Here is a 13,512-nt window from a genome sequence, read left to right on the forward strand (position 1 = left end):
TTTATTAAAGCGAACTAAACCTAATTAATCGTTATTTGCTGGACGACGACGGCGCTGACCACTGCCCCCTACCGATTGACGTTTTGCCCACGGGTTTTGTGCATTATCATCGGTTTTAGCTGCTGGCTTTTTAGAACCACCACGACGCGGGCCAGTACCATTACCGCCATTGTTTGGCTTTTTACTGTTTGGTTTACTGCTATCCGACTTAGGCTTATTAAATGGCTGTTTTTTCTTTGGCTTTTTAGCAGGCAGTGGGCGGGCATCGAGTGCACGCTCAGCAACTGGATTAGCCGGTTCAAAGCCTTCTTCTTCAGCACGAGGAATAAGCTCGCCAATAAAGCGTTCAATACCGTATAAATCCACTGCATCTTCCGTGGTTACAAATGAAATGGCATGCCCTGATGCTCCTGCACGGCCAGTACGACCAATACGGTGCACATAATCTTCATACACGTTAGGTAGGTCGTAGTTAACTACGTGTGGAAGCTCAACAATATCTAAGCCACGGGCAACAATATCAGTTGCCACTAATACCCGTACTTCACCGCTTTTAAAGCCCTCAAGTGCTTTAACACGCGCGCCTTGTGATTTATTGCCATGAATAGCCGCGCCCATTATATCGTCGCGTTCGAGTTGTTTCACTAAACGATTAGCCCCATGTTTAGTACGGCTAAATACTAATACTTGTTGCCAATCGTTGCTACGAATTAAATGGCTAAGTAAAGCTGTTTTACGCGCTTTATCTACTGCGTACACGCATTGAGTTACGCTTTTAGCAGTGGTGTTTTTGGCAGCGACTGAAATTTCTACGGGGTCGTTAATTAAGCCTTTGGCTAATGCACGAATGTCGTCAGAAAAGGTTGCTGAAAACATCAAGTTCTGACGTTTTTCAGGCATTTTTGCAATTAAGCGTTTAATGTCGTGGATAAAGCCCATGTCTAACATGCGATCGGCTTCATCTAAAACCAGTACTTCAACACTATCAAACTTAATCGCGTTTTGATTGTGTAAATCAATTAAACGCCCAGGTGTGGCCACTAGAATATCAACCCCTTTACGCAGGCGCTGCATTTGTGGGTTAATTTTAACACCGCCGTAAACCACAAACGAGCTCACATCAGAATGTTTAGCGTACTCTTCAACGTTTTCACTTACTTGCAACGCAAGCTCACGGGTAGGCGTTAAAATAAGCGCACGCACATGATTACTTTTTGCTTTAGTACCCGACGATAAACGCTCAATAAGTGGCAGTGTAAAACCTGCGGTTTTACCTGTACCTGTTTGTGCTGCAGCCATTACATCACGACGCGCAATAATTGCTGGGATAGCTTGAGCCTGAATAGGCGTTGGCGTTTCATAGCCCTTTTCTAAAACCGCATTAACTAAAGACTGTGATAAACCTAAACCATCAAAACTCATATAAACTCTCTATTTTAATAAGGCCAAAGTGGCCAGTTGCGCGCATTATACCTTTAGTAGCTCAGAATGCATGCCATTATTTACTTTGCGCGTACTGATTAAGCGTAAATACTAAAAAAGCGGCTAAACAGCCGCTTTTTTAGTATTTGTAAATGAGTGTTATTTTACACCTAACTCACGTAAACGCTCTTGTAAGTAACTATCCGCCGTATAGCGATCAGATAACACCACATCAGGACGAGGATGTAAAAACAACGGTAATGAAATACGTGATTTGGTTGTTGCTTTGCCCGATGGATTAATTACACGGTGAATTGTAGATGGGAAATAGCCACCCGATGCTTCTTGCAGCATGTCGCCAATGTTAATAATTAAACTACCAAAATCACACGGCACGTCTAACCAACCGCCATCTGTTTTTTGAACTTGTAAACCTGGCTCATTTGACGCTGGTAATACAGTTAATAAGTTAATATCACCGTGTGCCGCCGCGCGAATAGCGCCTGGTTCTTCGTCACCCGTCATTGGTGGGTAATGTAAAATACGTAACAACGTTTGCTCAGACTGGGCAATCATATCTTTTAAATCAATAGAGAACTTAGCACGGACTTCTTCAGGCGCTTCAGCCTGAACCCAGCTTAATAATGTTGCCGCAAATTCATTAGCTAAACGATAATACTCACGCACATCAGCTTCTAGTTGTGCAGGAACACGGCCTTTAGGATAAACATGAAAGTATTCTTTAATGTCTTTTACTGTGTGACCTTTAGCAACTTCTGATACCGACGGTGGAAAATAGCCATCTTGCGTTTCTTTAGAGAATAAAAACTCATGCTTTTGCTCTGAATTAAAAAACTCCTGCCAATTCTCATAGATTGATTCAACTAAAGATTGCGGAATAGGATGGTTTTTTAATACGCCAAAACCAGTATTTCTTAACGATTCAACAAATTGCGCAGCCGCATCGTCCGCTTTATAATCAACTGTAGGTAATTGCATGGTACATTCCAGTAAGTAGGTTGTTAGAAGGCGTCTACTTAAACATAAAGCTAAACAACTTTATTCAAATAATTAGGCCACATTTTTGTGCGTATGAGCATAGACAACCCACCCAAAAACTATAAGGACATATGTCCGCAATTAAATGGCGTAATGTATGCTTCTTGATCAAAATCAAATCTATGAAATTTCCAGCACACCTACTATAACTAAAAGCATACATTGTTTTAATGTTAAATAATTACTTAACCTAAATTTGTGCGATAATAGATAGCAATTATTGTTTTACTATTATTGCAAAAGAATCCATTCATGAAATCATACAGCAGCATTGAACAACGCATCAACATTCTCCAAAGCAGAATTGAAGCCTACCAAGAAGAAATTAAAGTGTTACAAGCCGAGCCGAAAAGTAACAACGAACGCATTATTTTTAAATTTATTGAAACCGGCAGCACAGGCAAAACCAAAGATTTTGTGCGTGAACTTGGTATTAAGTCACCGCGTGACAGCTTATATTCATCAGGTGATGTAACTAAACTGATTAAAGATGGCGCGGATGATATTTCGCCTGAGCTACTGAGCATAGCCCGCGCACTTGCCAGCGCGCGTAATAAAAATGGCCCTAGCTGTTAGAACAACGCTTTATTATAAAATTAGCCGTGCAATAACGGCTAATTAATCAACTCGATATCAAGTCCAGCTAATAAATTTAACGCTTCAAGCCGTTCAAACTTAGCACCACTGACATTATTGTTTTTTATATCTATTTTAAACTGCGAAGCGCCTACAAAGTTTGCTTTACTCAAATTAGTTTGATGAAACAGACTGTCTCTAAAGTCAGTGTCCGAGAAGTTGCTCTGTGCTAAGTTAGCATGCCTAAAATCAACATCTTTAGCAAAACAGTTCGTCATTGTTAAGGCTTTTAACTGTAATTCAAAAAACGAACTATGACTCAGCTCACACTGTTTAAAACTCACCGGTGACGTTAGCGCTAATTGCGGCCAATTCACTTGCCCCCACACTATGCTATTGAGTTTACACTTTGCAAAGCTCACCTCTTCTAGCGAGCTGTAATGCCAGTTAAGCTCACTCAAATTACAGTTTATAAACTCACACTCTATAAACCGACAGGCACTAAACTGGCTGTGACTAAAATCGCATTCGATAAACTGACATTGTTCAAACTCAATATCGCTAAAGCGCTTTGCATTTGCTGTAAAGTTTGAAAATGGCTGATCAAAATAATGACTATCTTTAAATAGTTCACTCATAAATATAAGGCACCTAAATTGGGCTATGCCAAATAAAAAACCCCTTAGGTGTTAGCCTAAGGGGTTTTGTTCTAACTAAACACTAGGGTTTATTCTGCGCTTGGTAATTCTTTCTCAACTACGCTAATAGCAAGCTCTGTCAACGAATCGCTGTTAGCTTTGCTAGGTGCATCGGTTAATAAACACGATGCCTGTGTGGTTTTAGGGAAAGCAATCACGTCACGAATGTTATCAGTACCACATAGCAACATAACTAAACGGTCTAAGCCGAACGCTAAACCTGCATGTGGCGGTGTGCCGTATTTAAGTGCGTCAAGTAAGAAACCAAATTTATCTTGCTGCTCTTGTGCTTCAATACCTAAAATTCTAAATGCTGCTTCTTGCATATCTGCATTGTGAATACGTACCGAGCCACCGCCTACTTCGTAGCCGTTTAATACCATATCGTAAGCATCTGAAATAGCCGCTGCTGGGTTTGCTTCAAGCTCACTGGCACTAATATCTTTTGGTGCAGTAAATGGATGGTGTACCGCGTGTAATGTGCCTTCATCATCTTCTTCAAACATTGGGAAGTCAACAACCCAAAGTGGTGCCCAGCTATCTAGGTTAGTGATTTCTAAATCAACACCAATTTTTAAGCGAAGTGCGCCCATGGCTTCATTTACGGTGTTGCGTTTATCCGCACCAAATAAAATGATATCGCCTGTTTGTGCATTAGTACGTTCAAGTAGCTGCGTGATCACGTCTTCATTTAAGAATTTAGCGATTGGCGATTGCACGCCCTCAACGCCTGCATCGCGGTCATTTACTTTCATCCATGCTAAGCCTTTAGCACCGTAAATACCAATAAATTTTGTGTAATCATCTAGTTGCTTACGAGAAAGCGATGCACCACCTGGAACAGTTAGCACTGCAACACGGCCTTTTTCATCGTTTGCTGGGCCTGAGAATACGTTAAATTCTACGTCTTTTACTAAATCAGCAACATCAATAAGCTTCATTGGGTTACGTAAGTCTGGCTTATCAGAACCATATAAGCTCATTGCCTCAGAGTAAGGCATAATTGGGAACTCACCTAAATCCACATTTAGTAATGACTGCCACATTTCACGAATCATTTTTTCAGTTATACCACGTACTTGATCAGAGCTCATGAACGAGGTTTCTAAATCTATTTGCGTAAATTCAGGTTGACGGTCTGCACGTAAGTCTTCATCACGGAAACATTTAACAATTTGGTAGTAACGGTCAAAACCCGACATCATCAATAATTGCTTAAATAACTGTGGCGACTGCGGTAATGCGTAAAAGCTACCTTTATGAACACGACTCGGTACTAAGTAATCGCGCGCACCTTCAGGCGTTGCTTTAGTTAGCACTGGCGTTTCGATATCTAAAAAGCCATTTTCATCTAAAAAGCGACGTACAAAGCTGCTTGCTTTAGCACGTAATTTAATACGATCGCTCATTTCTAAACGACGTAAATCTAAGTAACGGTATTTTAAACGACGCTCTTCTGAGTTCACTTGGTTAAAATCAAGTGGCATAGGCTCAGAGCGGTTAATAATCGTTAAACCCGTGCCTAAAATCTCTACTTCACCGGTAGCCATGTCTTTATTCACTTGGCTTTCTGGGCGAGCGCGTACAATCCCTTTTAACTGAACACAAAATTCTTGACGAAGTTTGTTAGCTGTTTCCATTAATCCTTCAACTTCTGGATCGAATACAACTTGTACTAGCCCTTCTCTATCGCGTAAATCGACAAAGATAAGTCCACCAAGGTCACGTCGTTTGTTGATCCAGCCACATAGTTCAACTTCCTGATCTACGTGAGTTTTATTTAGCTGTCCGCAGTATATAGAGCGCATAGTTTTCCTGTCAGATAAAAGGCATATAGCGGTTAAACACCGTTGTTTTAAAAGTTTTTATAAACACCAAAATGAAAATAAAACCGCTAGCAATCCAAAATAATCAAATTAAGCCCTGCATTATACCCAAGTAGGTTGAAGATGCTAGGGCGTGTTTACCTTTCGAGGTTGAATTTACAGCGCACCGTTTTGTTATTTGTTACACTACAAGCACTTTATAACAAGGCTTTTGTTTGTATGCTATATATTGGATGCCCGCAGTGGTCGAGCAACGTATGGAAAGGAAATTTATTTTCACGCCAGTGTAAAAATGCCGATATGCTTAGCGAGTATGCGCAGCATTTTAATTCGGTAGAAGGTAATACTAGTTTTTACGCCGATCCCTCGCCTGACACTGTATTACGCTGGGCTGCCAGTGTACCTGATGAGTTTAAATTTACCTTTAAATTTCATCGGCGCTTTAGTCACGAACTCCAGCTTACTAACGTACAACGTGAGCTAACCGATTGGCTTAATTTATTCGCCCCGCTATTTGAAAAAACAGGGCAAATAATGCTGCAATTACCTAAAGCGTTTGCCCCACAGCATTTAGCTAAGCTTGCCGCTTTTATAGATTTACTTCCTAAAAAGCTAAACTATGGGGTTGAAGTACGCCACCCTGAATTTTTTAAAAAAGGCGATGCTGAAGTTTCGTTAAACCAATTATTAATGGCCAATAATATAAACCGTATTGCCATGGATACCCGCGCATTATTTGCGGTAAAACCTACAAACGAAGCGCTAATCGATGCACAACAAAAGAAACCTTACTTACCTGTGCATGCTATCGCTACAGGCGAGCAACCCATGGCGAGGTTTGTGATTGCCAGTTTAGAGTATGACTATAAACGTTATTACCAGCCGTGGCTGAAAAAAGTACAGCAATGGCTCGATGAAGGTAAAACACCTTATGTGTTTTTTCATACCGCTGATAACCGCGAAGCACCCTTGCTGGCTCGCCAGTTTTGCCAAGATTTGGGGTATAATCACAGCGTGCTAAATCCGTTTAGTGGCGAAAAAGAAGCCCACCAGCAAGCGCTTTTTTAAAAATAAATTCAAAATACAGAGACAATAATGAGTGAATACGCACGTTACTTTACCGGCTACCCTGCCAATATCGTTGAGCAAGTATTAAGCCTAATAGAAACAGGAAAGGTAAGTGAGTATTTACTTAAAAAATACCCACAGGCACATCGTATTACCAGCGATAAGTTATTGTATAGCTACGCCACTGAGCTTAAAAAGCAGTATTTAAAAAACGCTCCGCCGTTTGGCCGCGCAGCCTTTAAAAAACAAGGCGATATGGTCACCAATGCGCTCGGGACTCACACGTACCGTATGCAAGGTAAAACCCGTAAGCACGATTTAGCTATAAATAGCGATTTACTGCGCGCGCCAGAGCCATTATTAAAAGCATTAGTGGTGCACGAACTCGCGCATTTTAAAGAAAAAGACCACAATAAAGGCTTTTATAAACTTTGCTGCCATATGGAGCCAGAGTACCATCAGCTAGAGCTAGATTTACGGATTTTTTGTGTGGCTATTGCGATGGGTGAGAATCCGTATAATTGAGCGGTCAGCGGTCAGCGGTCAGCGGTCAGCGGTCAGCGGTCAGCGGTCAGCCAAAATTCAATGACACACGAGTTCATAATGAAAGCCCTCGTTAACAAAAAACGCGATACTAAATCGCGTTTTTTATTATTGTCACTTTCTAATCTGACAGCTAAGAACTTAAAAGCTCGTTGGGTTTCGTTTCACTCAACCCAACCTACATAAAACATTAAAGCCCTAGCTCGGCCATAAAGTCGTCGTCGCTATCATCTTGCTTTGGCTGTTTCGCTTTTTCTTTCTCTGCTTTTTGCTTTGCTTCATTCTCAATAATGTCATCTGGGTCTACGGCTTCTACAATGTCAAAATCGTGAAGTTTAATAAACTCAGTTTTATCCATCGCTAATTCTAAATAAAAGATATTTTGGTTGCGAGTGGTAAACGTTACGCGACGTGCTTGCGGCCGATCCATAGTGGTATCAACCGAAATTTGCACTTGCTTGTTAATAGCCATCATTTTTGGTTGGTTTTGAGTAATAGAGGTATGCAGTTGATCACGCACCTTTGACGTAAAGTCGCCTACTATTTGGTTCATCAACTCACCCATCACGTTTGAAACATCATCAGATAAGTGGCTGTGCGCGATTTCATCTTCTGGCATGCCCATGTTACGCATATAGTCGCCATAAATTTCCATGGCCGCTTGCGCCGTAAAGTTGGTAACAACTAAGCCGGTAAAGCCCCCGTCAAATAAAACAAAACAGCCTATATCTGGTCGCATACATGTGCGGGTAATTTTTTGTACCATGGCTGAATAGCTGATCTCGTTGCCGCTGGCTGATGAAAGTACACCCGTTACTGAGTGGCATAATGTCGCTAATATATCGTCGGTACTAATAACCTTGCTTCTGCTCATTTAATAATCTCTTTTATACTTATTCTTCATAATTCTAGTCAAGCTACTGAATTTATCACTGACTATCCAGCATAAAATGTTAAAATAGCACTATTATTTTCAAAGAGACTGCCTTCGTGAGTATAAAAGACAGTATTTATGCCTCTGAGCAACAAGTAAAAGACTTTAGTTTTGATCAAAACGTGGTTGAAGTATTTCCCGACATGATCCAGCGCTCGGTACCCGGTTACGCCACCATTGTGAGTACCATGGGGAAATTAGCTGGTGAGTATGCTCAGCCAAATTCAAATTTGTATGACCTAGGCTGCTCGTTAGGGGCGGTTACTCTAAGTATGCGCCGTAATATTCAAACAGATAGCTGCCACATTATTGCTGTAGATAACTCACAAGCCATGGTGGAGCGTTGTAAGGTACATTTACAAGGGTTTAGATCAGATGTTCCTGTAACGGTTACATTAGGTGATATTAACGAACTTGATATTCAAAATGCCTCAGTAATAGCGATGAATTTCACCCTGCAGTTTATTCCACCTGCGCAGCGCAAAGCGGTGCTTGAAAAAATATACGCTAATTTAAAGCTCGGTGGCGTTTTGCTATTAAGTGAAAAAATTAAAGCTGAAAACGAGCAATGCGATAACCTGCTTATTGAGTTGCATCACGATTTTAAACGCCATAATGGCTACTCTGAGCTTGAAATCAGCCAAAAGCGTACTGCGATAGAAAACGTGATGCGCCCCGATACACTCAGTACACATACACAACGTTTAAGCGATATTGGCTTTAGCCAAACGCAAGTGTGGTATCAGTGTTTTAATTTTTGCTCAATGGTAGCAATTAAATAATTTAGAGAGTGACACATGTCTGCATGGTTTAACCAATTTTACGCCGCAATTGCACAAAGCCCACTTAGCCACTGGCTCGAAACTTTGCCAGCACAATTAAAGCATTGGCAACAAGAGGCAAGCCATGGCGATTTGCCGCAATGGCAAAAAGTGCTGAAAAACTTACCTGACGTATCTACAAATCAGGTTGATATTGTCAGCAAAGTAGCTATCGGCGCGCCTGGCGAAATGACTGAAGGCGAGCAAAAACAAACTACGCATTTATTAAAACGGATGATGCCTTGGCGTAAAGGCCCGTTTAACGTTCACGGTATTGAAATAAATACCGAATGGCGCAGTGACTGGAAATGGGATCGACTCCTGCCGCATATTGAGCCATTAAAAGGCCGTACTGTATTAGATATTGGTTGTGGCTCGGGGTATCACCTATGGCGTATGCGCGGTGAAGGTGCTCAGTTTGTAGTGGGTATTGACCCATCTGACTTATTTTTATGTCAGTTTCAGGCAATTAAACACTTTAACCCAGATGAAAACGTGCATTTGTTACCATTAGGTGTAGAAGCCCTGCCAGAGCTCAAAGCGTTTGATACGGTATTTTCAATGGGGGTGCTTTATCATCGTCGTTCCCCTATCGACTTTTTAGCGCAATTAAAAGCACAGCTTCGCCCAGGCGGAGAACTCGTGCTTGAAACATTAGTTATTGAAGGCGATGAAAACACCGTATTAGTACCGACCGACCGCTACGCGAAAATGCGTAATGTATGGTTTATTCCAAGCACTGCGGCATTAAAATTGTGGATGGAACGTGTTGGCTTTAAAGATGTGCAAATTAAAGATTGTGCTATTACAACGCTCGACGAGCAGCGTAAAACTGACTGGATGGAAAACGAATCTTTAGTTGACTTTTTAGACCCCGCTGACACCAGTAAAACCATTGAAGGCTACCCTGCACCACTTAGAGCGATACTTACAGCTAAAGCCTAATTTGTAGTATTAATTTTTATTTCCATATTAAAAAGCGCCATTGGGCGCTTTTTTTGTTTACTAATACAGCAACTAGCGGACAAGTGTCCTTGTCTTTAAAATCAAATCTAGATTTCAACTAGCCGCGACCTTGCAATTGTTGTAAAATACGCGCGTTTCTAAGTAAGCATCAAAGCAACTATTTTGAGGAAAATCTGTGAGTGAACAAAAACAGTCTCTAAGCTATAAAGACGCGGGCGTAGATATCGACGCTGGTAATGCACTTGTTGAGCGTATTAAAGGCGTAGTTAAAAAAACGCGTCGTCCTGAAGTGATGGGCGGAATTGGTGGTTTTGGCGCACTGTGCGAAATTCCTGAAGGTTATAAGCAACCCGTACTTGTGGCAGGCACCGATGGTGTAGGCACAAAATTGCGTTTAGCGATTGACCTCAAAAAACACGATACAGTAGGTATTGATTTAGTTGCTATGTGTGTAAACGACTTAATAGTACAAGGCGCTGAACCCCTGTTTTTTCTTGATTACTATGCAACGGGTAAACTAGATGTAGACACAGCAGCCGACGTAGTAACCGGTATTGGTAAAGGTTGTGAAATTTCAGGTTGTGCCCTAATTGGTGGCGAAACAGCTGAAATGCCAGGTATGTATGATGGTGAAGACTACGACATGGCAGGTTTTTGCACCGGTGTGGTAGAAAAATCTAAAATTATTGATGGCACTAAAGTGGCTGCAGGCGATCAACTAATCGCGCTTGCTTCTAGCGGCCCTCACTCAAATGGTTTCTCTTTAATTCGTAAAGTTTTAGAAATCTCTAACGCTGATACTAATCAAGTGATTGATGGCAAAACCTTAGGTGAACACCTTTTAGAGCCAACACGCATTTACGTTAAACCCTTACTTGAGTTGTTCAAGCAAGTAGACGTGCATGCCCTTTCGCACATTACTGGTGGCGGCTTTTGGGAAAATATTCCACGCGTATTACCTGAATCGGCTAAAGCAGTTGTGAAAGGTGATAGCTGGCAGTGGCCAACTGTATTTAATTGGCTACAAGAAAACGGCAATATTACCACTCACGAAATGTACCGCACATTTAACTGTGGCGTAGGCATGGTGCTAGTTGTCCCTGCGGACCAACTTAATAACAGCTTAAATATTTTAAAAGACCTTGGCGAAAATGCATGGCACCTTGGTGAGATTCAAGATGCGGTTGCAGGTCAAGAGCAAGTTGAAATTGTAGGTGGTGCTGCGTAATGGCACCCACTCGTCTAGTAGTTTTGATTTCAGGCAGTGGCTCTAATTTACAAGCCATTATTGATGCCTGTGAAAGCGGCGAGATAAACGCTCATATTGCGGCTGTTATTAGTAATAAAGCAGACGCATATGGGTTAGAGCGTGCAAAAAATGCTGGTATTGCCACACACGTGCTGAGTCATAAAGAGTTTGACTCACGCGAAGCGTACGATGCCCAGTTAATGCATATAATTGACTCTTTTGAACCAAATCTAGTTGTATTAGCTGGGTTTATGCGTATTCTAACCCCAAGCTTAGTGCAAAAATATGTTGGAAAAATGTTGAACATTCATCCATCTTTGTTGCCTAAGTACCAAGGGCTGAATACCCACCAAAGAGCAATTGATGCAAAAGACGACGTTCACGGCGTTAGTGTTCACTTTGTTACTGAAGAATTAGACGGCGGACCCGTTATTCTTCAAGCTAAAGTGCCTGTATTAGCAGACGATACAGCAGAGACGCTCGCGAAACGTGTGCATGCGCAAGAGCACATAATTTATCCTTTGGTGGTCAAATGGTTCAGTGAACAACGACTTACGATGGAAGCAGATTATGCAGTTCTTGACGAAAAACAACTTCCTGCACACGGCGCGCACTACCCAAAATAAAAAATTAGGTGCCTGGCTAGTATGTGCAGGCACTTTATTACTGCCTACCAGCCTGATTGCAGGTGAGTTAACTCAATTCCAAGCTAGCTATGATATTTTGCGCAAAGGCAGCACCCATGGTAAAGCTGAGCGTACGCTTAAAAAGCTTAACAATGATAACTACCAAGTAACCTACCGCAGCGATATTGAATGGATGATTTTTTCTGATTCACGTCAGGAGTCATCAACCTTTCGCTTTGCTAATAATAAAGTTGAGCCTATTAAATACGCTATGATCCGCACAGGCACAGGGCCTGACAAAGAGTACGAAATTAACTTTGACCGTCAAACAAAAACCGTCACCAGCAACTCCAGTGATTACCCGTTAAAATGCCAATGGCATGATAATTTTCAAGACGGGATCTCTTATCAAGTGCAAGTTCGAGAGGGTCTAAAACAAGGTAAAACCCGTTTCTCGTTTCCGTTAGTTGATAAAAAAGGTAATTGCCGTGACTACGACTTTGAAGTAGTAGAAACCGAAATGATTTCCTTACCGATTGGTAACGTAGAAGCCATTAAAGTAAAACGTTTATACGACAATGACAAACGCCAAGCCTTAGCGTGGTTTGCACCTGAAATGGATTTCATGTTGGTACGTATGTGGAAAGGCGAAAAAGGGGTAGAGCAATTTGAAGTGCAGATGAACTCATTTACCGTGATCAATCCACCTGTTTTACCTGCAGAAATTAAACACGACCTAACACCCGAATAATTTGTTTACAATAAGCAAACGAAAGGCCCAAGTGTGATAATCATCATTTGGGCCTTTCATTTTTAATACTTATACATTTTATTAATTTGAAACTTTAAGTTGGGTTTCGTTTCTTTTTACCCAAACTACATTAATTCACCCATTTTAAATAATGCAAATTCTCCTGGTTGCATTTTTTGCCAGCGCTCATCATTTGTCAGCGGTCTGGTTGCTATAACCGTTACTACATCGTTTGGTGTGGTTTCTTGTTGAAAATCTACCACCATATCGGCATCAATAAGCGTCGCTTTACCAAAGGGCGCCCTGCGCGTAATGTAATGCAAGTTGTTAGTACAATACGCCAGTACAAATACCCCATCAGTTAATAGCATATTAAACACACCTTTTTCTCGTAACGTATGCGAAAGCTTAGCGGCGTATCTAAATACAGAGGCCATATTACTTGGTCGCTGCGGGTACTTTTCACGAATTTTGTCAAGCAACCAGCAAAATGCCAGCTCGCTATCAGTATTACCCACTGGCCGATAATATTCGGGTTTTAAATCATGATAATTTGAAAGCTGCCCGTTATGGGCATACGTTATTTCACGCCCCCACAACTCCCGAGTAAACGGATGAGTATTTTCAAGACACACTCGCCCACGGTTGCCTTGGCGAATATGACTTATGACCGATACGCTTTTAATCGGGTACGCTTTTACCAACTTTGCTATTTCTGACTGATAACTTGGCTCGGGATCTTTAAAGGTTCTGCAACCTTTACCTTCATAAAAAGTAATGCCCCAACCATCTTTGTGCGGCCCCGTATTGCCACCGCGCTCCAACAACCCTGAAAAACTAAAACAAATATCCGTTGGTACATTGGCCGACATGCCAAGTAATTCACACATAAAATAAATAAACCTTTAAAAGCTGAACATAGATATCGTTCTATTTTTATTAAGCGTACACTGATTATCATAAGTATATTTAC

Annotated in this window: 14 protein-coding genes; 8 read left to right on the forward strand and 6 right to left on the reverse strand. The window is 41.4% G+C overall.

The genetic code is table 11. The annotated features are described in order from the left end of the window. Positions 1 to 24: 24 nt before the first annotated feature. Complete coding sequence (locus KG708_RS06210) at positions 25 to 1,422, reverse strand: DEAD/DEAH box helicase (protein WP_213608588.1); 1,398 nt, start codon at positions 1,420 to 1,422, stop codon at positions 25 to 27. A gap of 159 nt (positions 1,423 to 1,581) precedes the next feature. Then, positions 1,582 to 2,421, reverse strand: coding sequence for a 2OG-Fe(II) oxygenase family protein (locus KG708_RS06215; RefSeq protein ID WP_213608589.1), 840 nt, complete (start codon positions 2,419 to 2,421; stop codon positions 1,582 to 1,584). 312 nt (positions 2,422 to 2,733) lie between these two features. Between KG708_RS06215 and KG708_RS06220 the strand changes: the two genes are divergently transcribed. Then, complete coding sequence (locus KG708_RS06220) at positions 2,734 to 3,057, forward strand: hypothetical protein (protein ID WP_213608590.1); 324 nt, start codon at positions 2,734 to 2,736, stop codon at positions 3,055 to 3,057. A 38-nt stretch (positions 3,058 to 3,095) separates the two neighbouring features. On the opposite strand, the gene KG708_RS06225 is transcribed toward KG708_RS06220, so the two are convergent. Then, on the reverse strand, positions 3,096 to 3,695 hold the full coding sequence (locus KG708_RS06225) for a pentapeptide repeat-containing protein (RefSeq protein ID WP_213608591.1): 600 nt from the start codon (positions 3,693 to 3,695) through the stop codon (positions 3,096 to 3,098). A gap of 89 nt (positions 3,696 to 3,784) precedes the next feature. After that, complete coding sequence (gene aspS / locus KG708_RS06230; protein WP_213608592.1) at positions 3,785 to 5,563, reverse strand: aspartate--tRNA ligase; 1,779 nt, start codon at positions 5,561 to 5,563, stop codon at positions 3,785 to 3,787. Positions 5,564 to 5,800: 237 nt separating this feature from the next. Here aspS and KG708_RS06235 point away from each other — a divergent pair, with 237 nt between their 5' ends. Then, positions 5,801 to 6,649 (forward strand): DUF72 domain-containing protein, encoded by an 849-nt coding sequence (locus KG708_RS06235; RefSeq protein ID WP_213608593.1) that lies wholly within the window; start codon positions 5,801 to 5,803, stop codon positions 6,647 to 6,649. Between the two features lie 27 nt (positions 6,650 to 6,676). Further along, positions 6,677 to 7,174: a YgjP-like metallopeptidase domain-containing protein gene (locus tag KG708_RS06240; protein ID WP_213608594.1), complete on the forward strand. Its 498-nt coding sequence runs from the start codon at positions 6,677 to 6,679 to the stop codon at positions 7,172 to 7,174. 208 nt (positions 7,175 to 7,382) lie between these two features. Here the strand turns inward: KG708_RS06240 and KG708_RS06245 are convergent, their stop codons facing one another. After that, positions 7,383 to 8,066: a DUF3334 family protein gene (locus tag KG708_RS06245; protein WP_213608595.1), complete on the reverse strand. Its 684-nt coding sequence runs from the start codon at positions 8,064 to 8,066 to the stop codon at positions 7,383 to 7,385. Positions 8,067 to 8,182: 116 nt separating this feature from the next. Between KG708_RS06245 and cmoA the strand changes: the two genes are divergently transcribed. The 5 genes from cmoA to KG708_RS06270 all read left to right on the forward strand — a co-directional run bounded on the left by cmoA (position 8,183) and on the right by KG708_RS06270 (position 12,539). Beyond that, entirely contained in the window at positions 8,183 to 8,908 is a 726-nt protein-coding gene (gene cmoA, locus KG708_RS06250) for a carboxy-S-adenosyl-L-methionine synthase CmoA (RefSeq protein WP_213608596.1), read from the forward strand. Between the two features lie 15 nt (positions 8,909 to 8,923). Beyond that, the gene (gene cmoB, locus KG708_RS06255) at positions 8,924 to 9,892 is read left to right on the forward strand and encodes a tRNA 5-methoxyuridine(34)/uridine 5-oxyacetic acid(34) synthase CmoB (RefSeq protein WP_213608597.1); all 969 of its coding nucleotides are present in this window, start codon (positions 8,924 to 8,926) and stop codon (positions 9,890 to 9,892) included. 196 nt (positions 9,893 to 10,088) lie between these two features. Next, the gene (purM, locus tag KG708_RS06260) at positions 10,089 to 11,141 is read left to right on the forward strand and encodes a phosphoribosylformylglycinamidine cyclo-ligase (RefSeq protein WP_213608598.1); all 1,053 of its coding nucleotides are present in this window, start codon (positions 10,089 to 10,091) and stop codon (positions 11,139 to 11,141) included. After that, positions 11,141 to 11,788: a phosphoribosylglycinamide formyltransferase gene (gene purN / locus KG708_RS06265; protein WP_213608599.1), complete on the forward strand. Its 648-nt coding sequence runs from the start codon at positions 11,141 to 11,143 to the stop codon at positions 11,786 to 11,788. Before purM ends, purN begins: the two co-directional genes overlap by 1 nt. After that, positions 11,742 to 12,539 carry a DUF3108 domain-containing protein gene (locus KG708_RS06270; RefSeq protein WP_301003350.1) on the forward strand — a complete coding sequence of 266 codons (798 nt, stop codon included), beginning with the start codon at positions 11,742 to 11,744 and terminating at the stop codon, positions 12,537 to 12,539. The genes purN and KG708_RS06270 overlap by 47 nt, the downstream gene beginning before the upstream one ends. 125 nt (positions 12,540 to 12,664) lie before the next feature. Here KG708_RS06270 and KG708_RS06275 read toward each other — a convergent pair whose 3' ends face one another. Beyond that, entirely contained in the window at positions 12,665 to 13,429 is a 765-nt protein-coding gene (locus KG708_RS06275) for a class II glutamine amidotransferase (protein ID WP_013464565.1), read from the reverse strand. Positions 13,430 to 13,512 lie beyond the last annotated feature (83 nt).

The sequence above is a fragment of the Pseudoalteromonas sp. genome, assembly GCF_018402495.1.
In the GTDB taxonomy this organism is placed as follows: Bacteria; Pseudomonadota; Gammaproteobacteria; order Enterobacterales; family Alteromonadaceae; genus Pseudoalteromonas.

Bases quoted from the DNA above. Each gene is read 5' to 3' on its own strand.
- KG708_RS06210 (WP_213608588.1), bottom strand. From the start codon at position 1,422: ATGAGTTTTGATGGTTTAGGTTTATCACAGTCTTTAGTTAATGCGGTT.
- KG708_RS06215 (WP_213608589.1), bottom strand. From the start codon at position 2,421: ATGCAATTACCTACAGTTGATTATAAAGCGGACGATGCGGCTGCGCAA.
- KG708_RS06220 (WP_213608590.1), top strand. From the start codon at position 2,734: ATGAAATCATACAGCAGCATTGAACAACGCATCAACATTCTCCAAAGC.
- KG708_RS06225 (WP_213608591.1), bottom strand. From the start codon at position 3,695: ATGAGTGAACTATTTAAAGATAGTCATTATTTTGATCAGCCATTTTCA.
- aspS (WP_213608592.1), bottom strand. From the start codon at position 5,563: ATGCGCTCTATATACTGCGGACAGCTAAATAAAACTCACGTAGATCAG.
- KG708_RS06235 (WP_213608593.1), top strand. From the start codon at position 5,801: ATGCTATATATTGGATGCCCGCAGTGGTCGAGCAACGTATGGAAAGGA.
- KG708_RS06240 (WP_213608594.1), top strand. From the start codon at position 6,677: ATGAGTGAATACGCACGTTACTTTACCGGCTACCCTGCCAATATCGTT.
- KG708_RS06245 (WP_213608595.1), bottom strand. From the start codon at position 8,066: ATGAGCAGAAGCAAGGTTATTAGTACCGACGATATATTAGCGACATTA.
- cmoB (WP_213608597.1), top strand. From the start codon at position 8,924: ATGTCTGCATGGTTTAACCAATTTTACGCCGCAATTGCACAAAGCCCA.
- purN (WP_213608599.1), top strand. From the start codon at position 11,141: ATGGCACCCACTCGTCTAGTAGTTTTGATTTCAGGCAGTGGCTCTAAT.
- KG708_RS06275 (WP_013464565.1), bottom strand. From the start codon at position 13,429: ATGTGTGAATTACTTGGCATGTCGGCCAATGTACCAACGGATATTTGT.